Here is a 21,372-nt window from a genome sequence, read left to right as displayed (position 1 = left end):
ATTATTATATCACTGATAATGAATGCTTTAAAAACAGCTTCTCCAGTTCCTCTTTGGTTAGTTGAAGGGCATGTAATTTCTTGTCCAAGTACTTTAACTTCATCGCCTTCTGCTTCTCATTGCTTAATTCCGCTTGGTTCTTTTGATAGGGCTCGGCTTTGACGATCATATTCCAAATAATAACAGCCAACTTTCTGGCCGTCGCGATAATAGCCGCCAGCCTACCTTTTTTGAACGCGATTCGTTTAAAGAAAGGAGTCATCTCGTGATCTTTCTGATTTCCAATTGAATTGGCCGCATGGCGCAGGGCTTTGGCGATATAATTCTTCCCCGAAGGCGTTCGATTGCCAATGACCTTCCCTCCGCTGATTTTGTTATTGGGCACGAGACCTAACCAGCAGGCAAAACTTTTGGCCGTTGGGAATTTATGAATATCATGCCCCATGCTGGTTAATAAACACAAAACGGTATTGTAGCTGATACCCGATATGGCAAACAGATCGGTTCGGAAATATTGGTAGGCCAGATGCGATAGATTGAAACCAGGCGCGTGTTTGCCGGCCCTCTTACGGTTGGTTTTCAATTGTTTCTTTTCATCCACCGACACCTCGACTTGGGGAGCATACTTCACCAGAAATGTTTCAATGACCTGATCGCAAGCTTTGATCTTACTTTCATACAGCCGGTAAAAATCGAGAGAAGCCTGTAATTCGAAGAGCAGTTCTTCCCGCCACCAACCCTGTAAGGCATCGGCAATCTCCTGACGAGACTTTTTGACCCGATGGCTAACCAGTGATACTAAGTGTTCGGGCTCACGCTGTCCGGCCAGAATGGCCTCAATGACGGCCATGCCTGACTGGCCAGTGATGTCGTTAAGCACCACATCCAGACGAATGTTCATCAACCGCAATGCCTTCTGCATTTTGTTGCTATAGCGGGCCGACTGTTGGACCAAATGCAGGTGATGGTAATAGTAGGTGCGTAACTGCTGGAAGGTGTCACTTAACAATAGGCTGCCTGATAAGAGTCCCAGCGAGTGTAGCTTCTGGATCCAGATGCAATCAATTACATCGGTTTTTCTACCCTTTACATTCTTGGTCTGGTTTCCCCCAACCAGTAATACGTCAAAACCAGCTTGCTGAAGGGCATTGAACAAAGTCTGCCAATAACTGCCCGTGCTTTCCATAGCGATCGTGGTCACTCCATGCTGGTGCAGATGACTGATCATCTCCTGATGGTCTTTGGTATATACCCCAAATTCACGCACATTGTCTTTATTCTGGTCAATAGCCAAGAAATGGCTGCGTGAACCCACGTCGATACCTGCCGCACGGGGATGGATAATCTTGAATGAAGTTTGGCTGCTTTCCATAAGGCATTAGTAGTTAATGACTTCCGGGAGCGTATCGGGATCGTAAGAGTTTTCTGTACGGGATTCGCCGAAGCGATCACCAATGAATTCACCAAATGCCTTCCGAGTAGAAAGGCATCATACGCTCCAGCCCAGATTTTAAGAAGGACTTTAGGAAGTACCAGTAAAAGCGGGGGGCTTGGTTCAGAAAGTCAACCAAAAATAGGGTTTCTGGCGGGAACGTAAGTTGTTGAGGCTATTCAACAGCGGATGCGCTGTACAGGGATTTTAAAATATCGCGTCGCTTCGGCGATCCGATCTAATTCGGCCTGTTTAAGCTCCTTTTTCAGGCGTGCTATTTCTTGTTGCTCTTGGCTCACTTGGGCCCGGCTAACGGCTGGAGTACCTGGAGTCACCACTCGTTCTCTGCGCCATCGGGTTAGAATTTGTGGGGTTATGCCTAACTCTTCAGCGGTTGCTTTTAAAGAACCTTTTGCCTCTGAAAGCTCCACGGCCATCTTTTTGAATTCGTCGTCGTACTGTCTCCTTGTTTTCATGGTCCACTAAGTTAGATCGTCCTTAACTTAATGTCCAGTCAAATGTAGCAGCTCCACTAAGATCAACCTCCCTATAGGAACCGTGAGAACAGGCTGGTTAGTCTTTTGGAGTGGGCGGCCGTTGCGCGGAAAAAAAGTCCGGTATTATGTTAATCTATTATTCATAAATTGGACTCATTAGTTACGAATAAAATACTCTTTAAAACGGCTTCTGAGTTACCATAACATTTAATTGTATAGCCCCTAGTTCGCTATGAATAAGTGGTTCGGATGTTTTGGATTGACTTTTCTTCACGGTGCAATGGTGCTTGGTCAGCCTAGCACTGTGATGGACGTTAAGAGACAGATTCCCCATGTCTTCAAGGTCGTCGAGTTTCCTATCGGTCAAAACAGGTCTCAATTGATGGCGACAATCGATACAATAGCACCAACTTATTCTCTAGCGAAGCTTATTAATAACCACAGCCAGTACATAAACTATTTGTCAGCTAATTATTCGTCCGTCAAGCCTAGTAGCTTAATTACTCCAGGAATGTCTCTTAGCCAAGCCAATGAAGCCTATCATCAAGCTATAGCCAATGATACCGTGTTCAATCGCCATTTTTTGACAATGGCGGCTTATTACTTACAAGGCCAGGGCATAATCATAAATGGATTCATCCCTCCTGCTAAACCCGTTTTGACGATGCCTGCCTTAATGCAGATCGCCAGTCGCTTCTTTGAACGATCAGAAACTGTACCTAATGGCCTTATTATCTGGCACTTGAATCAACGGGATATAGCTCAGTCGAACTATAACCCAACAGTGCAAAATCAACCCTTAATCGAAGCCTTTTGCAGTGAAGCTATCATAAACTGGTCATTCACCAACGAATGGATCTCGTTTCCTTATGATCCGGACTTTTATGCCGAAGTTAAGAGCTTAGAAGCAAGGACAGCCCAATTGACCACCCCAGATGATAGGCGTCAGGTTGTCCGGCCAGCCATGCGTGAATTAATGAGTCGAAATAAGGTGCTTGAAAAGATGTTACTAGCCGAATATGAACATGCTCTAGATTGGTTAGGGTTTACCCTCATTCACTGACTTGTTAACATAGAAGCGGCCGGTCCGCCGGTGCGGGGCCACAGCCATGACACTTATAGAACAGTAAATCCAACGATTTATCCTAGTACGGGTCTTCTAACAAACATGGAGAGCAACATGATCTTGAAAACTATACTTACGGTACTAATCTGTCAGACACTGACCTGCATCTGCATTGGTCAAAATCGGGGTGATGATCCAAAGAAGCACCACTTTGTAATAATTGGTATCATTGACGGATTAGAAAACAATACCAAACTTTCCTTATTTGACTATGATACCCAAATGGTTATTGATTCAGCTCTATCTCAAGGAAATAAATTTGTTCTACAAGGCAATTTCAATGAGCCTAAACAACTAGCGATCGCTACTGCTTATCCAAACTATCGTGCAGTAGGTTTCTTCTGGGTTGATCGTGATAGTGTGTATCTAACGGGAAATGTAAATACGTTCAAACAGGCAGTTCTAAAGGGGTCGAAAACGGAAGATGAAAACCTTCAGTATAAAGCGCTTCTACTGCCTATCCAGCACAAGCGCGATAGCCTGGCGGCGGTAAAAAGAAAACTACAATTCAAGGATTCGACGGCTCGACAAGGTGTTGAAGACAGTTTTGTCGAGTTAGAAAAGCAAGTTCAAGCAACCAAAGTCAACTTCATTGAGCAATACCCTGACTCTTTTGTGAGTGTTGAGTTTCTTCGTCTCTTTACGCTGACAAAAGAGTTAACTAAACCAACCATTCAACGGCTTTATAAGGGTTTGTCTACGAAGTTACAACGCTCAAGCATTGGGGAGCGCATCCAAGAATATCTACAACATAGTTCCAACATTGGCCTTGGCGATCACTATGTTGATTTCGGCCAGATTACTTTAGGAGGTCAACCGGTTAAGCTCTCTGACTTCAAAGGAAAATATATCCTTTTAGAATTCTGGGGATCGGGTTGTATACCCTGTCGAGCGGAGAATCCGGAGCTGGTTAAGTTATATAAGCAGTACCACCCTCAGGGACTTGAAATTGTTGGCGTTTCCCTAGATACCGATCGAGAAAGATGGCAGAAAGCCGTTGAACAAGACCAATTGCCCTGGCCTCAGGTATCGGATTTAAAGGGAGCTTACAATCGAGGCGTACTTATTTACAACGTACCGGGAATGCCCTCAAACTTTTTGATTGATTCCAATGGTAAAATCGTTGGAAAAAATCTGAGACGGGATAAACTTAGAAATAAGTTAGTAGCGATTTTTGGTCAATGAATTGGCTTTCTTAGAAAACAAGCAAAAGAGACAGTTGCCAAGAGAGCCGGTTTTTCATCGGTACCCCAGTATTTACACGCTAAGGGAAGGCCGTTTGCTTTTGCAAAGATGCCGTTCTAACCTATCTTCCCAGAGCGGTGAGTTGTGCTAGCGCTATTAACGGTAAATTCGTCTACTAGATAAGCGTCTTTCTGAAAGCCCAGTAACGTTGTAGATGCCTGTCATTCCTGTTGGCTCATTGAACCGTTTGGGGAGATTAAATGACATGGGATCGAGGGACTATGGAGTATAGTAAAACAGGTTCGGATTTGCTGTCTTGATTTACTGTAGTTCCATAGTCCTTTTCCCTTTAGCCGCTTTGTTAACCTGACTCTCAACGGTTAGGGAAAACGATTCAACGAAGACGTTTCCAAACCTCATTCCAGGGGTTCCCAATCCCTTTTAAGTACAAGGTATTCCCTTTTAGTCGAACCGAGAACACTGTCGTTGTACCAATGTAATTAGCCGTATTGCCATTGGCGTACCCTATTGTTTCACTATAGGTGCTGTCCGCCAGTGTATAGCTGCCCCCATGATGGAAAGTGGTAACATGACTCATTGTATCCGCTTGAGTCATGCTCCAATGGCCATTAATGATAAATTTAAGGCGACTCCCGGCCGAAGCGGTATCCGTGGGCTTGTCCACCAGTGCCCACACGCCAGTAATTTCTTTGGCTAGATTGGTTTTGGTCCGGACGGGTTTGGCTTGGCCGAAACTCGATTGGGCCAACCCACACAGTAACAGGATAGCCAATACTCGTATGCTCATAGTCTGAGGTTTATAGTTCGTTTAAATTTGTTCAAGTTTAAGGGTAGTACCATTATTACAAGACATATTACCAAGATTGGCAGTACATTTAGAGCAGTAACTTTTGAATGGCGGCCGCTACTTTCCCCGAGGAGGGGTGATCCGCATTGGCCTGGACTATTCGGCCTTTTTGATCAATTAGTATATAACGGGGGATGCCCATCAGTAAATAAGGTTTCCACAGCGAACCCGCCTGTTCCACCGAGGCCTGATTAATATGAACACCTGTCGGGTGAGTATCGTCCTGAAGCAATTTTTTCCAGGCTACCTGATTCTGATCAATGGATACATACAAAAATACCACCCCCGAAGTACTCGAGAATTGCTGTTGCAATTGCTTCGCCTGGGGAAACTCCGCGCGGCAGGGCAAACACTAGGTAGCCCACACATCCACGTACACCACTTTTCCTTTCAACGAACTTAGCGCTAGGGTATCCCCCTGGGCGTCACGCCATAAAAATCCGGAGCTGGTTGACCCGACGCCAGAGCTGACCATTTTTGATAAAGTTGGGCCAGAGTAGAAAGGTATAACGAATGCGGGAAACTGGCTTTATACTGAATGATGAGTTGGTCAGTAGCGGGCGTAATCCCCTTGATAGTTAACCAGTTGTAGCAATTTTTAGCCCTTAAATAGTCTTTTTCAGCCAAAGAATAGTAGGCCTTTTGAATGAATCGATCGACGGCTGAAGTAGTCGAATCACTTATCATCTCAGGCGTAGAAAGCAGGCTACGGAGAATGTAACTAACATAGACATGGGCGACATCCGCATACTCCGACATCTTAAACCGAACAAATCGGGAATTAAAGAGCGGGGATTGAACAACTGCTTTCAGCAGGTCAGGAACTTGGGTTAGTTTTTCCCCATAATGAGCGAGCACATAATTCTGTTGTATAAATATCAAACCGACTTGGTTACGAGCGCCCAGTACTTCTTTTAGCGAGTCGGCCAGGTTGGTTTTGGCTAAAACCGTTTGATCAAGCCGCTCATACTGTCCCCTAACGGCTTTCAAATGAGTCGTAAATTCAGTCAGCGATAACTGAGTGTAATGCCTACCAGCTGACTGCTCGGCCTGTTGGCGAATCGCATTAGCTTTCGCCAGATACCCATTAGCGATGGCGTTATGCCCCTCGAATCGAGTGGATGCGGGGTCGGCGATACCCATGTAGAGTTGTAAATCGCGCCTTGGCTCTAAATAAAGGGGCAGGTAAGTCCCATCCATCTCCAGGAGAGCGAATTGTGGACCAGGAATGACTACTTCTAGAACCACTCGGTTTGTTTCCTGGTGCAGGACATGGCCAATGGGAATTGATTCCGAGGAAATCATGTCAACCGAGGTTAGATTAATCTTCGGCGCGGTCAGAAACGTTCGATGGAGCGTTATGATCAGGGTATCAGCGCCTTGACTACTCGTCAAACTAAGCCCTAAACAAAAGAAAAGTGGATAGATAAAGTACCTTAATGTACTCATGGTGAATAGGTTATTGATAAGGTAAGCCTCAAACGTAAATACACATCATTCCCCTTCCGAACCCCTGCTCTGTTTACCGGTTGCGTAAAGATCGATTGAATTGGTCGAGGGCCGCTTGATAAGGCTGGCTAGCTAACCCTCGTTTTTTAGCCTCAGCCAGTGCCTTTTTCTGAATCAGGCTAGCTTGCTCTACCTGACCCGTTTTGGCTAACAAACCCGCATAGGTGATCAGAAAATCAGGGTGTGGGGTTAAGGCAATGGCCCTTTGGGACCAATTGATCGCTTCGAGTAAATCCCCCCGATCCGTCGCATAGGTTAAATACATGCGTGCTATATCACTTATTTCGAGCGCGGTATAATACGCTTGGGTATCCGTTCGATCGGTTAGATAGGCCGCATAGTGCTGTTTTCGAATCGAGTCAGGCAAGGAGGCTATTTCCGTTAAGTACCGGGTGAAATTCAGCGAATCCATTTTTCGAGATGACTCATCGGGTAGGGTGAGGAGGTGCGTTAGATACGGTCTGATCGCCACTTTATAGGGCGGAAAATTACCCGTTCGTTTATAAAAGTTGATCGTTTCGTTTTGGATGATTTGGGTTTCCCGTTCGGGGGTAATGCTTTCCAGCAACTTGCTGAATTGAAGCTTTCGGTGAAGAACAATCCGAAATAAATCCTCATCGTTTCGTTCAATAGCCTCCTGTAGATCATGGCGTAAGGCGGTCGAAAAGCTACCAATGAGTTGACTGTTTCGGTCTGCATCAATGGGTAACTTTCCCTGGCTCCGTAAATACGTTTGCAACAAATCATACGTTTGGGAATGGGACGTCGATACCATCTGAGTCATGAGTCTTAACGTGGGCGGAGCATACACGCGATCACAGGGAAGCGTGGCGATATAGGCGTCAATCACATCGGCCCCATCAAGATCTACTTGGCGTAAGGCCTCTAAATAGGCATATAGAAAAGATGCCTCTCGATTGCCCCGTTTATAGCTGGCGGCCAATTGCGTTAAGGTGAGCCCCTGCCGAGGCAATTTTAGAGCCGCATCGAGTTGACTGGCTAGCGTCGCGATCGTGGTATAGCCTACCGTTTTCTGCCGTAGGGTGCCATCCTCGTTTAGAACTAATAAGGTCGGATAAGCCGTTACGTGATATTTTCTGGTTATTGATTCTCCTTCTCCTTTTTCGGCATCGATTTTATAGGCGATAAAATGGTCATTTATCTTCTTGGCAATGGATGGCGTATTGAAGGCCTCTTTCTCCATTTTTTTACAAGGAACGCACCAACTGGTTGATACGTCAATGAAAACAGGCCTATGTGTAAGAGTGGCTTGCGCCAAAATCTGACGAAAACTTCCTGAAGAAAAGTTGACCTTCGGCTCATCGCCTACTTGAATCAAGCTCAATAAACTGGAAATTAGTAGGGCAGAAAACATCGTTATAACTAAATACTTTACGAATTGAACAGGAAGACCCAACTCTACTCCCATTGGTTGGAATGAATCCGTTTATTAGAAAGGTATGTGTATCAGATGCTACTAATGATTTTAGGTGGAAACGGGACACAACAACGCACTACGAAAATTATCGCCGATACGCCGTTGCGATTTTAAATCGTACAAGCGGACTGTTAGCGCTTAGAAAAAACCTGGCTGAAATTCGGGCTAGTGAGCCTTAATAAGTAAGCAATTTTGCTTGTGGTAAAAACGATTTAACCTGTCGCACTTCCTGCTGGCGTTTAAAACATCACTTAATTAACTGCCTCTTGAAACGCCCCATTTAAGAAGCAGATAGATGAAGACTCGTTCGTCTCATATAGGAGGGTTAAATAAGATTCAGGTAAAGACTGTTTGCTTATTAACAGACTAATTTCCTCTTCGTACTTTACTTCTTAAAGCACCAAAACGACATTTATTAGTTTCCCTCAGTACAGATAGTAGAAAGTAGACGTCGCCTATTTTTATATGCAAACTGTATCAATCAGCGGGTTAGCGGTAACCTCGGTGGCCAAATGACAAAAAAACATGGCAGAAAGGCGAAATTTTAACACCCCTAAAGCTCCACGGATGAGCCACGTGTTTCCCCAAGCAGTTGTTGCTGACAACTTTATTTTTTTATCTGGAACGCCTGGTTTTGATCTTAGCTCCGGCCAAGTCATTAGTGATGATTTTGAACAGCAAACCCGACAATGTTTTCAAAATATCAAAATCATTTTAGAAGAAGCGGGAAGCGACTTAAGCAAAGTGGTGAAGACCACCATCTTTATGGTGGCCGGTAATGACTTTAGTGTTATCAATAAAGTGTACACTGAGTTTTTTCCTGCTAATCCCCCTGCACGTAGTACCCCTCAGGTGATGCCTTTTCCAGCTGGTATTTTAATTTCGGTTGAATGCATTGCACTCCAATAGAGACTTTAAATGGAGCGCTATAAACGGTTTTAGCGGCCTTATCAGTTTTTGTATGTTCTTACTTAGAACGAGCGTATTTTGAGACGATTATTTTTTAATAACTGTAAATTCTAGTTAGTCGCATACGTCCATTAAAGGTGTTGAAAGAAGTAGCCAAACCACTTTAAGCTAGAAGCCGTTATCAAAACGCCGGTTATGAATGTGGCTAATAAAGTGGTGGCCAACGATTGAGGATAAGGAAGAAAAGAACTGTACCACCTGTTATATCGATAAAGCACATACAGCCAACCAAGCCATTCGACCAAAATAACAAAGCCAGATACTTGGTAAAATTGAGTCAGCTCTTTTCGAATATGCTCATTTTCCCAGCGCAAAGAGTCCGGAATAAAGAACCCATTTAAGTACTCATGAGCATACGCGAGAAAGAAAGGAACAAAATAACAGGCAAACACATTAACGCACAGCAATAGACCCATCCGACCTAATAAACGTCCTACCTTTCTTAAATCTTCCTTATCAGCTGGTGTCACTACTGTTCTTTCGTTAAATAGCCGTTGCCAAAAAGATTTCTCATCTTGTTCAGACACCCTATCGGCCTTATTTTCGGCCTACGGATCATCATTGTCTTAACCCCCTGAATGACTGGACAAACCGTGAAGACGGATCGCTTGTAAAAACAGCTGGGTCGATTGAAAGCAAACAACTCGGCCAAATAGGCATGAAATATGAAGGGAATTTCATTTGAATAGGATTTTGGGTAGTGGTTGAACTGTGCTGATGTTAATTAGTCATGGAAAGGAATCAACAACATTAGAGAGTAAGAGTTTTGTAATCAATAGTTGATGGTTATATAGCCAATTGCAAAACCCCAATTGATAAGTTGGCGCACCAACACAATTCAGCCATTACCAATACCCGTTTCTTAAAGCAGATATATAAACGCTCCTTCGTCTCAAATGGGAGCATTTATTGAGAATATGCAATAGGAGAAACTAATTCGGATTATCGCCGAAGTAGGAATTGGAACTTTGTCTCTACCCCTTTGCCATTAATCGTACCTGGATTCCAACGTGGCATCGAGGTTACCACTTCTGCCACCTCTTTTTTCAATGTTGGATCAGAATCATATGTCGGGACTAATTCGGTAACTTTACCTGTTCCATCAAGGGTAGCTGTCAACCAAGTTTTTCGACCAAGTTTTAAAGACGTTTCCGCTTCCTCAATTTGCCAGAGAACAAATGCATTTAGCTTATCTTCTCCGCCTGGAAATGAAGGCGGAGTCTGTGTTTTAATGGTAGGTAAAGGGCCATACGTATTATAGGTAATGATGGGTTTACCCCCATTAAGTCCACTTTGAGCAAGTGAACTTGAACTAACAGCAGCCAAAAGTGTAACGCAAAGGAGTACTGATAAGGATAGATTTGATTGGCTAGTCATGGTCTTTATTATTGTTTTTTGAGGAGATGCAGCAAGTAATCAGTTGGTTGCATACCTATACAAAAATATCTACTAGCACTTATCCTTATTAATCCAGCATTTAAAGAGATGATAATGTACGAGCACATAGCCCTTACTTTCGTATATTGGGTAATATACTTGTGCTTATACAACCCTTAAGATGCTCAATCATCCCTTGATGTACCGTCGGGCAAACCCTGCTGACGCGCCCAATATCGTTCGGTTGACGTTACGTGCTTATCACGATTATAAAGCGGTTCTAGCGCCTGCTGATTGGACAAAGATGGAAACCAATCTAGCCCAGGAGCACTTGTTTGTCGAGTTACTGGACAAAGCCGCTGCCTTTGTTTGTGAAATCGGTAATCAATTAGCGGGGGTCATCTTCTTAATGCCTAGCGGGAATCCGACTACTATCTTTCCCGCCGATTGGAGTTATATCCGTTTACTTGGAGTAGACCCCGATTATAGAGGTTTGGGTATTGGTCGAAGATTGACGGAACATTGTATCCATTATGCGCAAATCACGGGTGAAATAGGGGTTGCCCTGCACACCAGCGAATTTATGAATGACGCTCGGAAGATGTATGAAAAGCTAGGATTCAAACAGGAGAAAGAGTTGGCCCCCATATATGATAAACGCTATTGGCTCTACAAGCTAAGCTTTTAGTCGATCGCTGATTGTAGCGTTCCTATGGTACATTTTGGCTACCGTCACCAACCGTTATTTCGTTGCTTCTTATCTTAATAGAGTAAGACTTTTCAACGCCTAAACCAGTCATGAACCTTATCAAACGACTTTTACAGATTAATATGGCGATCGTGTCTATGTATTGCCATGGGCAGGGTACTAATGGGTACCAAGTTATAGGTGAGGTAACTGGCTTGCCAGTAGGAACAAAGATGTACTTAATTGATGGAGGCAAGCGCAAAACTATTGATTCAGCCACCGTTAAAAACGACCAATTTACCTTTAAAGGCATTCTTGCCGAGCCTGCTCACATGTATCTACACGCAGGACGTGGCCGTATGGCCAATAAATTGGCTGATATTCTCTTAGATAATCGGACGGTTTATGTCAAGGGGAGCAAACCGGAGTACGATAGCGTGAAGGTGAGCGGTTCAGACATTGACCAGTATTGGAAAGATTGGTATAAAGAAGACCAGAAAATAGGTTATCAGCGATACAGAATCAAGCAAGTGTACGCGTCTTTGACGGCGAAGAAAGACACCGCTAACGCCAACGTTTTAGGAAAATTAATCGAAGAACTGCAACTAGCCAGGATTGATCTACTCAAAACGTATGTAAAACGTCAGCCTAATACAGCAGCGGGGGCCGCCTTACCTACGCTGTGTACACTTGGAGACTACCTTACTGGTGCTGATTACATGGAGATGTTTAACACGCTTACCCCGACTTGGCAACAATCATCTTTTGGAAAAGAAATATTGGTTCAGGCTAGGAAAAAGAGAGATCGTTCGCTACCTACCAAGTAAGTGGTTATAGAATAGAATACTACAACGTCCAACTACTACTGGTAAGTGAGTCGGATTATGGACAGGTCAATCTTCCTGTCTCATACGGGAGGGTTTGTTGAGATTATATAATCATCAATTACTAGGTCAAATGAGTGCTTGACCGTGCCAGTTAATGTTGTAATCGACACAACTTAATTAAAGGACGCTCTAAATTCCAGGGGTGACTGGCTCGTTTTTGTTTTGAACAGCTTACTAAACGATTGGGGATGTTCGAAGCCTAAGGCGTAGGCAATTTCACTGACCGATAAGCTGGTCGTCGATAATTTTAACTTTGCTTTCTCCAGCAATTTGTCATGAATATAGTGTTGCGTACTTCGGCCCGTTAATACCTTCAATAAGGTACTTAGATAGGTGGGCGATACGTGCAAAGCCTCCGCCACGTACTGAACACTAGGTAAGCCGGTGGTTGACAAATCCTCCCGATCAAAATAGGCGGTCAGCAGCGTCTCCATACGACTTAACAGTTGGTGATTTACTTTTTTTCGGGTCAAAAACTGGCGCTGATAATACCGTTCCGCGAACGTAAGCAACGTCTCGACCTGCGCCAGGATAAGATCCTGGCTGAAGGCGTCAAGATTGGCTTGGTATTCTTGCGTAATTAGTTGGATAACGCTGTCTAAGGTACGTTCTTCTTTTTCCGAAAGATGCAGCGCTTCGGCAGTTGAATAACTGAAATACTCGTACTGCTTGATTTTGGTTGCTAGCGGTGTATTCCACAGGAAATCGGGGTGGATTAGCAATACCCATCCCGACACGTTCATGACTTGGCTCATATCAATTTCCAAGTTAAAGACTTGGCCTGGCGCGACGAAGGCCATGGTTCCCTCGTTAAAATCATAGGCTTGCTGCCCGTACTTCGCTTTCACGTGGTCGTGAAAATTTCGTTTCAGCGCAATCATGTAGAAATCAGCGACCAGCATTGTTGAGTCCAAAGTGGGTAGATGTTTGATGGCGCCCACATCAATGATGCTAATTAAGGGATGCGCTGGCTTGGGAAACCCTCGAAGCTGATGCAAGGCGCTGATGGTTTTTAGGTGATAAGGCGGCATAGGTATATCGACTTAGTAGTATTAACAGTGGCAAACAAGGAACTTGTTTTATGCATTGTAGCTAGGTAATCAACTGTGTATAGCCCAAGCCCGAAACTAGCTCACAGCTATGCCCGTCAGCTGTTCGCTGAGGTGCCACAATTTTTCTCCAATTGCTGGGTCATATTGGGTATGCAACGGAACGAGTTGCTTGTTGTCGTCGAAAAATACGCCGGTTTCCTGGGCCACCTCCGGGGCGGTCGCTAGATAGACGCCAATATCACAGGTAGCCTTCGCCCACGGCTCCATAAGGCCCGTGACGACTTTCAACCACCAAGGTGCATTCTTCGCCAACCGGGACTTGACCAGACTAGGGTAGAACGCGACGGAAGACACGCCCGTTCCGGCCAGCCGTCTGGCCAGAGTGAACACAAAGTAGTGCCGGGCAATCGTAGCCTGCGAGGTCGCTTTCAGTCCACTAAAGTCTTGGGTCAGTTGCAGGTCTTGTAAATTGAGGGTAGGATTTTTGAGAAAGGCGGGTCGCACCCCCACCGTCACGACGCGTGCTGGGGCGCTGGCTTTGAGCACATCCAGGAGCTGGTTGGTCAGGTAAAAATGGCTGAGGTAATTGACGGCGAAGGTCATTTCATTACCTTCCACGGTAAATTGCTGGTCAAAGTAGAGTGCACCGGCCGCATTTACCAGAACGTGCAAGTTATCGTAACGACGCTTAAATTCTTCACTGGCACTACGGATGGAGGACAGTAGGGAAAGGTCGGCTACTAAAAATTCCGCCTTGTCATTACCGGTAGCCTCTGCGATGTGGCGCACTCCCTGCTGGCCACTTTCCTCTGTTCGGCTGATGATCAGTACTTTGGCTCCGCTGGCCGCCACGCCCGTGGCAATGGCTTGCCCCACCCCAGAGGTGCCGCCGGTAATTAAGAATACCTTATCTTTAGTAGGTATGTTAATTTTCTGTGTCGATTTCATACGGCAAAGTTCTGCTGTTTCCGTATGGCCACTGTATCTAAATCTGCTTTTGTTGTAGTCAAAAACGTTAGCGAGATGAAAAGTCAACCATAGCCTATTTAATCGAACTGGCGTTTCAGAATCATACCGCACCGCAATTTTTTATAGTTCTAACGCTTCGGCGCTCTGATTGATAGCTGACTGCAACGGACGACCGTCCGCTTGGGTAGTTATAACTAATTAATCGTCCAATTAAACGCCCGTATGATGAGGCACCACAGCAAAGGTTCATCGTCCCACTTGGGAGCATTTTTGTAAGAATGCTCACTTTTAGTAGATTAGCTGACGGGAAAGCGGTTATTTACCTAAATGTGTGGCCACAAGTCCCACGTTCATGGAACCTAGATGATCGAATAGAATGAACCATATACGGACCGTTGTGCTGGTGGCTTCTCTACTCCTCAACCCAGCCCGCAAGGCCCTGACTCAGCCCATGACGGCCCGGCAAGTAGATCAGTTAGTGCAGCACAACCGAGCCTTGTTTCACATTCCCGGCATCGCCATTACCATCATCAAGGATGGTCAACTCATCCTCAACAAAGGCTATGGCCTGCGTTCGCTACGCACCAAACAAGCCGTTACGCCCCAAACCTTGTTTGGTATCGCCTCCAATAGTAAAGCATTCACCGCCGCCGCCGTTGGCTTACTGGTAGAGGAAGGTAAACTCCACTGGGACGATTTAGTAACTACCTATCTGCCTGATTTCCGGCTTTATGACCCCTTAGCTACTCAACTCCTCACAATTCGGGATCTGTTAAGCCATCGTAGCGGATTGCCCTCGACCACTGGCGATTTGATGCACGATCCCGATTCAACCAGTTTTACCCTCGAGCAGATTTTGTTCAATCAACGCTTCATTAAGCCGACTGCCTCCTTGCGCAGCCAGTTTGCTTATACCAACAACGGGTATTTGGTCGCAGGCGCTATCGTGGCGAAGGTCAGTGGGATGAGCTGGGAAGCCTTCGTCGAGCAACGTATCCTTTACCCCTTAGGAATGACCCGTAGTGCCGCCTCGTTCCAAGACTGTCAGACGAATCCTAATCTGATTGATGCCCACAAACGAATTAATGACTCGGTTCGGGTGGTTACTCGCTATGGCTCGACTAAAAATGATGCAGCCGGGGGTATTTATTCCAGCGCCGAGGAAATGAGTCAATGGATGCTCCTCTTTCTGAACCGGGGTCGGTATGGCCCTTCTCTGAGCAAACACTTGCTGAGTGAGTCGCTGATGGCTGAGCTGGTGGCCCCTCAGACGATCATCCCGGTTGGCCAGCCAGGATCATATCAAACCCATTTTGCCGCTTACGGGCTGGGGTGGTTTCTGAGTGATGTGAAAGGCTATAAGGAGATTGCGCATTCGGGTCAGGATGTGGGCATGGTCTCGGCGGTAACCCTGTTGCCCGAACTAGGCTTGGGGGTGCTGGTGCTGACGAACTCAGACAGTGGGGCGGCTAGTGCCATCACGGATCAGATCGTCGATAGTTATGTGGGTATAGCGGGCCAAGATCGAACGGCTCAATTGGATCAACGAGAGCAATTTGGACGCCGAGCGAGGCAGACCGTGCTCGACTCGATTCAGCGGCAACTAGCCCGGCAAGCGCCTTTATCGAGCGCTGATTTGGCTTCCTATGTAGGCATTTACCAGGATCAGTGGTTGGGCAAGGTAAGGATTAGTTTACGCCATGATCAATTATGGTTTGCCACCGAACGCTCGCCCCAGTTGCGAGGCCGTATGGATTGGTTTGGGGATGCTCAGTTTGTGGTGAAGTGGCAGAATCCCGAGTTAGACGATGGCGTGCTGATTCGCTTCGGTTCTTCCTCAAGGGAAGTAAAGAGCAGCTTTGTACTTCAAGCTCTAACCTCCCCAGGGAGTCACACCTACGATGATCTCTGGTTTGAACGGATAGTGAGATAAGCTTGGGTTTTTTGTCCAGGTACCCCGTATACGGGTAAATTTATACATACTCCTTTGTCTCAGGTGGGAGGGTTTTGTAAGATCCTGATTTTTTAATATCTGTCCAACTCAATCAGTCACATACGGTATAGACTCTCAATTAACTTCGTTACTATTTTTGCGGTTGACAACAAAGCGGGAGCGGCCGACTACTGCTCAGGCCAACCGAAATCTATGCAATCGTATTCAACCCCCAAAGACATTATTCGCCTAGAGCGAATGAATAAAACCTTTACGAAATATCATTTAGGCGATGGCCGGGTGCTGCATCATTTTACGGCGGCCAATGACGAGCTGCTTCATGATCACCCATGGTCTTTTCGTACCACCATTTTGTCGGGGGGGTACATCGAGGTAGTAGCAGAGCCCAAAGACGACGGGACCTTAGCCCTGACCAGTCACAAGCGCCTACCGGGGACAACGCACCATGTCCAGGCGGGAACGATCCACAAGCTGAGTGGGCTCCTAAAAGGGAATTGCTGGACGATCATTGAACCCGGCAAGCCGGAGCGCAAATCGGGTTTCTATAAGGCGGATGAGGCAGGCGTCTGGCACCGGTTCTGGAACCAGCGAAAATGGCGGTTAATGGTGGCAGTACCGAGTCCAATTTAAAACACCAACTACCCAAACCAGCATTATTTGAGAATTATATCCTAGCAGAAAAGTCGTGATTGACATAGAGTTACCCTAGGCTATTTCCACCAGCCTTTCATTTTTCTGATGTAGATAATTTGGCCAGTGTGATAAGCGGTATGAGCCGACATATTGGCGATTTCAACGTTCCACTTGGCTAGTTGCTCGTCCGTTGCATGTTCGGTAAGCCGTTCCCATTCGGTTTGAATACGGTCCAATCTACTCACCGCATTTTGCCAATCTTTCCCCTTATTTAGTTTAAACGTTTCTTTGTTTTTTTCTTCATCAGTGATATCCGTCACCGTTTCGCCCTTAAAGGCTTTTAGATGCAGTTCATGCCAAAAAATCAGATGGGAGACCAGTTCGCCAATGGAATGATTACCGGAACTATCTTTCCAATTCGACTGCTCCAAGGTCAGTCCTTCAATTGCCTTTTTTGTCGGTGCAAACCATTGTTGGTTCGTATGCGCATTTTTCAATTGTTGGATCAGTAATGATTTGATCGTTGGTTCATTATTTGTCTTTTTATTGGAACATGCCGCCATGAGCAATCCTAGACTTACTACCGTTAAAATGCGTTTCATGGCTTTTTGGTATGTTGGTATTCCTAAAAATACGGAGCGGATTGAATCAATCTCACCTTTACCTGACAATTTTCCTTAATCTATCACATCTTAAAACGCCCGAATTTTGGGGATACGCAAAATCTTTCTCGTCTCAAGTTGGAGGATTTTGAGCGATCGGGCAACAGGGCATGAAGAAACCGTAACCAGAACACTGCATAGAGCGCTAGCGGCTATAGCGCACATTCCTGAAATCGACTGCACTGATTAAAAATTCGCTGATCAGGCCCGCTTTGTCCCGCTTAAAATAAAAAATCGCCCGATTCTCCGGGGCGTAAAACGTGTCTTCGCCAATCGGGATCGCATGGATAGTTATTAGGCCACGCTTAATAGTCAAGCCATGCCCCTTAACCTTCACTTTGAGTTGGCCGTTAAGCTCTTGGCTCCTATAAAGCCCGGTAAATTGGGTTAACACGGAGGTTGATGAGGGGGCTGTCAAGCGTCTGTCGTAGTGAAGCGTATCGGTTTTAAACCGCTCAGACAAGCGCGATTGGCCACCTACTTTGGGCTGAGTAAACCAAGCTTCTACATACACATCGGGCTCTTCTACTTTGAATCGATAATGTTGACTACCAAGCGGCAGGAGTTCAAACACATGCTTATTGGGTTGGGGCTGAAACGAAAGGTAAGGTTTGCCGTTTCGAATAAATACCTCTCGAAAGCTATATCGATTTTTAGCACCACTACCCATATAGTGCCCTTCAAAGGGCTTAAAATAAAGTGAATCAAACGGCAGGCTGGCTTGGAGGGGCTCACGGACGAGTTTCGTTATAGGAGCTGAGACGTTTAACAATACATCGGCCAGGGCAAAAACTTTCTGTTGGGTATCTTGATAATCCGACTGGTTGGACAAGTAAATCAGATCGAGATCATACGCCGGAAAACGCATCATCAGGGAGGTGTAGCGGTAGTCATCACCCCCATGACCAATGGAGCGGGTGGTTTTATAGGGTGTCACATTCAGACCAAAAGCATAATGAATGGTATCGCCGCTGCTCAGTATGTAGCGGGTCTGTAAGGTTTTTACCAAGGATTGCTGGCCCAGGCCAAGTCGATTGGCGGCAAAGTTTTGATCCCATCGAATCAGGTCATCCACCGATGTAATCAGGTTATTGTCGCCAACTACCCCTTGATCATGGCGAATGGATAGCGGCTTAAACTTTCGCTTCTTTTCGTCGATCAATTGGTAGGGAGTTGCCCGACCCGCTCTAGTGATGGCCTGCGGATCATTGAAATAGGTGTGGGTCATGCCCAAGGGCTTGAAAATGGATTGATCGGCAAATTGGGCTAGACTAAGCCCACTGACCTTGCGGACGATTTCGCCCAGTAGGATATAGTTGATGTTGGTATAGGCGAACTCCTGGCCAGGCTCGAAATTAAGCTCTTGTTGCTTGGCCATTAACTGGAGTAAATGCGCGGTGGTCTTATACTGTTTTCTTACCTGTCCTTTCAGATTGACTTTCCCGGATAAAGCGGCCAACACATAAGCCTCCCGCAATCCGCTGGTATGGCTGATGAGGTGTCGGATGGTAATGGTTTTTTTGACCTGAAATTGCGGGAAATAGGTTCGGATGTCATCCTCAAAGGATAATTTGCCTTGCTCTTCGAGCAGGGTAATACAAGTGGCCGTGAATTGTTTGGCGGTGGAGGCAATGTTAAATAGACTAGCCGGGGTGAGGGGTATTTTGTTGGCTATATCAGCCATGCCATACCCTTTCTTGAGCAGAACGTCCCCTTTGTAGAGCACCGCGATCACGCCACCAGGCGTATTTGACGCGTTGGCATGGGCGAATAGTGAATCTGTTTTTCGCTCTAAAGCGGTAGAGGACAAGGGAGAGAAAGGGGATTGGGCAAACCCTAATGTTGCTGTTAGGTAGCCGAAGCCAAGCAGCAAATGGCTAGTTCTCATCATACACAGTAATAACCCGTAAGACGTTTAACCTCGTTAAGGGAACGGGTTAGTTGAGCTTATAGTATTACTGGCTGATACGGAGATAGAGATGACTTTAATTGACAATTTTCAAGGCTAATTCTCGCTAGTTCTCAGTCTCTTTAATTGCCCATTTTTTGAAGCAACCGTTATTTTGATTCTTGCCAAGCTAAGTACCGGTAAACTGTCGCTCGGCTTAGGTGAAACAACTGACCAATCTCTAGAATTGTATGGGTTTTCAGGGCATATATAGACTTCACCGCTCGTGCTTTTATTTGGGCTTCAGCCGAGAGCCCTTTCGGACGGCCGCCCACTCGGCCCCTGGCACGTGCCGCAGCCAAACCGGCTTTGGTCCGCTCCCGGATCAAGTCACGCTCAAACTCTGCTAGCGAAGCGAAAATATTGAAGATTAGTCTACCCTGGGCCGTAGTGGTATCAATAGCATCGTTCAGGCTACGGAAGCCGATCCCTTTAGCTTGAAAGTCGTTAATCAGCGTGAAAAGTTCTTTTAAAGACCTATCTAGCCGGTCAAGCTTCCAAACGATGACTGTATCGTCTTCGCGAAGAGTCTCCAGTAGCTTTTGTAGTTGGGGTCGCTCTTTAACCGCTGATATCTTCTCTTGGAAGATCCTTTGACAGCCAGCCTTTTTCAGGTCATCCAGTTGCAGATTCAGGTTTTGGTCCTGAGTTGATACACGGGCGTAGCCGAATAGCATAGGTGTGTCCGCGCCGACGGTTTGAGGCCAGGAGCGAATGGAGAGCTCTTTTAACTCAGACTTAAGACTACTTAATAGTTTGCTTTTGTTATCACTTTATTGATTCTTATTCATCCAAAAACGCAGAATATTACCATCAGGGTCCTTAAAGCTAGCTATATAAGCCCCCTCACCTAAGTCCATAATCGGATGAATCAGCTTGATTTGGTAAGTGGTTATAAAACGTTCTATATCGTCCACAGCGAAAGAGAGCACGATGTTCTCGTTTGGCTGCTCATGCACTTTCCGTTTAAGTACGGCATAGTGGATGCCATTGTAGTCGCATTCCCAATGGTCGGGCGTGTTGCCATGACGATTGAGTGCTAAGGGTAAGCCCAACACTTCTTGGTAGAATTTGACTAACCGATCCGGCTCAGGAGACGACATGATTAGCCCGGATAATCCCTTTACTTTTAAAGTTTCCATGATTATAGCATTTATGATGTTTTATGTCGTAAACATACAACATAAATGATAATAAACAACGTTGGTGATATTTTCTTCTTATTTTTACATCAAATATGATGTATGTGAATAAGACAGTTGAGTTAATTAATTTATGGGCGAAGTACGAGGAGGAAAATCCTAAGGGCGATATCAGTCAATTTTGTCAAGCCTATTTAGTGAAACAGGAGCAGACAGCGGAAAAAGTTGCCTTTTGGCAATCCCCTATTCCACCTGATAGCGCTAGTGTGCTTACTAAGCTGCTCGGAAGGATTGCCAAGCTGCATAATCTCTATGCGGTTGGAGCTTTCAAGGACTGTGGTATCAGCAGCTTTGACGAATTTTTATATCTCAACTCCCTGGCCAACACCCCGAATCTAAAGAAGACAGATGTTATTTTAGCTAATTTCAATGAGTTGTCATCAGGCTTGTTGATTCTGGACCGACTAAAGAAAGCTAACTTAATCGTAGAGCAGAGTGATGAGCTGGACAAGAGGACTAAGCGCCTGGTGATGACTCAAGCGGGGGTTGGCGTGTTAGCAGCCTGCTATCAGAAATTGACTGAAGTGAATGAGTTGTGTTTTGGCGGATTGGCCGAAGACCAAGTGCACTTGTGTATCCAATTATTGCAACCTGTTGAAGCTTCAATGGCCAAGAAATGGTTAGCGGATAAAAAGAAATAACTGAGAAATGAGTTCATGGCACTAGCCTAAAAGGTGACTCCTCGGATTATAGAGTAGGCCAACGCTTATTTTACAAGTTACAGACAAGATTTTACCCATCGCATTTCAAGTAATTACTTGCGATACAGCTCTGTCTTCTCCATCTCGCCAAACAACCTTATCACGGATATACAGAACCACTACGTCTCATGTGGGAGCATTTTTATGAGACTGTTAGATATGACCCCAAAAAGAGGTGGCTGGCCTCTATTGACAAATTTCTGATCCCAGCCGGGGATAGTTACCAGAGCTGATACGCAGGAGTAGGACCATTGGTATCCGAAAAGCTAATAGGG

The 21,372-nt window shown here is 45.5% G+C and carries 22 protein-coding genes; 8 read left to right on the top strand and 14 right to left on the bottom strand.

Annotated features, from left to right (window positions below):
- Positions 1–4 precede the first annotated feature (4 nt).
- Together CWM47_RS10105 and CWM47_RS10100 are read right to left on the bottom strand one after the other, a co-directional pair.
- A complete protein-coding gene (locus CWM47_RS10105) occupies positions 5–1,372 on the bottom strand; it encodes an IS110 family RNA-guided transposase (protein WP_100987862.1) in 1,368 nt (455 codons plus the stop codon).
- Between the two features lie 239 nt (positions 1,373–1,611).
- The gene (locus tag CWM47_RS10100) at positions 1,612–1,908 is read right to left on the bottom strand and encodes a transposase (RefSeq protein WP_100987861.1); all 297 of its coding nucleotides are present in this window, start codon (positions 1,906–1,908) and stop codon (positions 1,612–1,614) included.
- A 253-nt stretch (positions 1,909–2,161) separates the two neighbouring features.
- Here CWM47_RS10100 and CWM47_RS10095 point away from each other — a divergent pair, with 253 nt between their 5' ends.
- On the top strand, positions 2,162–2,992 hold the full coding sequence (locus tag CWM47_RS10095) for a hypothetical protein (protein ID WP_100987860.1): 831 nt from the start codon (positions 2,162–2,164) through the stop codon (positions 2,990–2,992).
- 105 nt (positions 2,993–3,097) lie between these two features.
- A complete protein-coding gene (locus tag CWM47_RS10090; RefSeq protein WP_100987859.1) occupies positions 3,098–4,240 on the top strand; it encodes a TlpA disulfide reductase family protein in 1,143 nt (380 codons plus the stop codon).
- A gap of 394 nt (positions 4,241–4,634) precedes the next feature.
- On the opposite strand, the gene CWM47_RS10085 is transcribed toward CWM47_RS10090, so the two are convergent.
- The 4 genes from CWM47_RS10085 to CWM47_RS10070 all read right to left on the bottom strand — a co-directional run bounded on the left by CWM47_RS10085 (position 4,635) and on the right by CWM47_RS10070 (position 7,992).
- Positions 4,635–5,048, bottom strand: coding sequence for a hypothetical protein (locus tag CWM47_RS10085; protein WP_100987858.1), 414 nt, complete (start codon positions 5,046–5,048; stop codon positions 4,635–4,637).
- 88 nt (positions 5,049–5,136) lie between these two features.
- Positions 5,137–5,457, bottom strand: coding sequence for a TlpA family protein disulfide reductase (locus CWM47_RS10080; protein WP_100987857.1), 321 nt, complete (start codon positions 5,455–5,457; stop codon positions 5,137–5,139).
- Positions 5,458–5,513: 56 nt separating this feature from the next.
- The gene (locus CWM47_RS10075; protein WP_157815937.1) at positions 5,514–6,557 is read right to left on the bottom strand and encodes a hypothetical protein; all 1,044 of its coding nucleotides are present in this window, start codon (positions 6,555–6,557) and stop codon (positions 5,514–5,516) included.
- A 73-nt stretch (positions 6,558–6,630) separates the two neighbouring features.
- Positions 6,631–7,992: a thioredoxin family protein gene (locus CWM47_RS10070; RefSeq protein ID WP_157815936.1), complete on the bottom strand. Its 1,362-nt coding sequence runs from the start codon at positions 7,990–7,992 to the stop codon at positions 6,631–6,633.
- 588 nt (positions 7,993–8,580) lie between these two features.
- Here CWM47_RS10070 and CWM47_RS10065 point away from each other — a divergent pair.
- Positions 8,581–8,964, top strand: a complete 384-nt coding sequence (locus CWM47_RS10065) for a RidA family protein (protein WP_100987854.1) — start codon at positions 8,581–8,583, stop codon at positions 8,962–8,964.
- 131 nt (positions 8,965–9,095) lie between these two features.
- Here the strand turns inward: CWM47_RS10065 and CWM47_RS10060 are convergent, their stop codons facing one another.
- Positions 9,096–9,551, bottom strand: a complete 456-nt coding sequence (locus tag CWM47_RS10060; RefSeq protein ID WP_157815935.1) for a hypothetical protein — start codon at positions 9,549–9,551, stop codon at positions 9,096–9,098.
- 415 nt (positions 9,552–9,966) lie between these two features.
- Positions 9,967–10,401, bottom strand: coding sequence for a hypothetical protein (locus CWM47_RS10055; protein WP_157815934.1), 435 nt, complete (start codon positions 10,399–10,401; stop codon positions 9,967–9,969).
- Positions 10,402–10,582: 181 nt separating this feature from the next.
- Between CWM47_RS10055 and CWM47_RS10050 the strand changes: the two genes are divergently transcribed.
- The gene (locus CWM47_RS10050) at positions 10,583–11,089 is read left to right on the top strand and encodes a GNAT family N-acetyltransferase (RefSeq protein WP_100987851.1); all 507 of its coding nucleotides are present in this window, start codon (positions 10,583–10,585) and stop codon (positions 11,087–11,089) included.
- 110 nt (positions 11,090–11,199) lie between these two features.
- The gene (locus tag CWM47_RS10045) at positions 11,200–11,916 is read left to right on the top strand and encodes a DUF4369 domain-containing protein (RefSeq protein ID WP_100987850.1); all 717 of its coding nucleotides are present in this window, start codon (positions 11,200–11,202) and stop codon (positions 11,914–11,916) included.
- A gap of 173 nt (positions 11,917–12,089) precedes the next feature.
- Here CWM47_RS10045 and CWM47_RS10040 read toward each other — a convergent pair whose 3' ends face one another.
- Positions 12,090–13,007, bottom strand: coding sequence for a helix-turn-helix domain-containing protein (locus CWM47_RS10040; protein WP_100987849.1), 918 nt, complete (start codon positions 13,005–13,007; stop codon positions 12,090–12,092).
- 96 nt (positions 13,008–13,103) lie between these two features.
- Positions 13,104–13,976 carry an SDR family NAD(P)-dependent oxidoreductase gene (locus tag CWM47_RS10035; protein ID WP_100987848.1) on the bottom strand — a complete coding sequence of 291 codons (873 nt, stop codon included), beginning with the start codon at positions 13,974–13,976 and terminating at the stop codon, positions 13,104–13,106.
- A 397-nt stretch (positions 13,977–14,373) separates the two neighbouring features.
- Between CWM47_RS10035 and CWM47_RS10030 the strand changes: the two genes are divergently transcribed.
- Complete coding sequence (locus tag CWM47_RS10030; RefSeq protein WP_100987847.1) at positions 14,374–15,930, top strand: serine hydrolase; 1,557 nt, start codon at positions 14,374–14,376, stop codon at positions 15,928–15,930.
- Between the two features lie 213 nt (positions 15,931–16,143).
- Entirely contained in the window at positions 16,144–16,581 is a 438-nt protein-coding gene (locus tag CWM47_RS10025; RefSeq protein ID WP_100987846.1) for a hypothetical protein, read from the top strand.
- Between the two features lie 80 nt (positions 16,582–16,661).
- Here the strand turns inward: CWM47_RS10025 and CWM47_RS10020 are convergent, their stop codons facing one another.
- The 4 genes from CWM47_RS10020 to CWM47_RS10005 all read right to left on the bottom strand — a co-directional run bounded on the left by CWM47_RS10020 (position 16,662) and on the right by CWM47_RS10005 (position 20,336).
- The gene (locus CWM47_RS10020) at positions 16,662–17,186 is read right to left on the bottom strand and encodes a DinB family protein (protein ID WP_100987845.1); all 525 of its coding nucleotides are present in this window, start codon (positions 17,184–17,186) and stop codon (positions 16,662–16,664) included.
- A 205-nt stretch (positions 17,187–17,391) separates the two neighbouring features.
- Positions 17,392–19,137, bottom strand: coding sequence for a serine hydrolase domain-containing protein (locus CWM47_RS10015; protein ID WP_100987844.1), 1,746 nt, complete (start codon positions 19,135–19,137; stop codon positions 17,392–17,394).
- Between the two features lie 167 nt (positions 19,138–19,304).
- Positions 19,305–19,871, bottom strand: coding sequence for a recombinase family protein (locus CWM47_RS10010; protein ID WP_100987843.1), 567 nt, complete (start codon positions 19,869–19,871; stop codon positions 19,305–19,307).
- 96 nt (positions 19,872–19,967) lie between these two features.
- Positions 19,968–20,336 carry a VOC family protein gene (locus CWM47_RS10005; protein WP_100987842.1) on the bottom strand — a complete coding sequence of 123 codons (369 nt, stop codon included), beginning with the start codon at positions 20,334–20,336 and terminating at the stop codon, positions 19,968–19,970.
- Positions 20,337–20,440: 104 nt separating this feature from the next.
- Here CWM47_RS10005 and CWM47_RS10000 point away from each other — a divergent pair, with 104 nt between their 5' ends.
- A complete protein-coding gene (locus CWM47_RS10000; RefSeq protein WP_157815933.1) occupies positions 20,441–21,037 on the top strand; it encodes a MarR family winged helix-turn-helix transcriptional regulator in 597 nt (198 codons plus the stop codon).
- The last annotated feature ends 335 nt before the right edge of the window (positions 21,038–21,372 follow it).

Origin of the sequence: Spirosoma pollinicola (genome assembly GCF_002831565.1) — a bacterium.
In the GTDB taxonomy this organism is placed as follows: domain Bacteria; phylum Bacteroidota; class Bacteroidia; order Cytophagales; family Spirosomataceae; genus Spirosoma; species Spirosoma pollinicola.
Note: the sequence above shows the minus strand (reverse complement) of the source record. Positions and strands in the feature narration are given on the sequence as shown.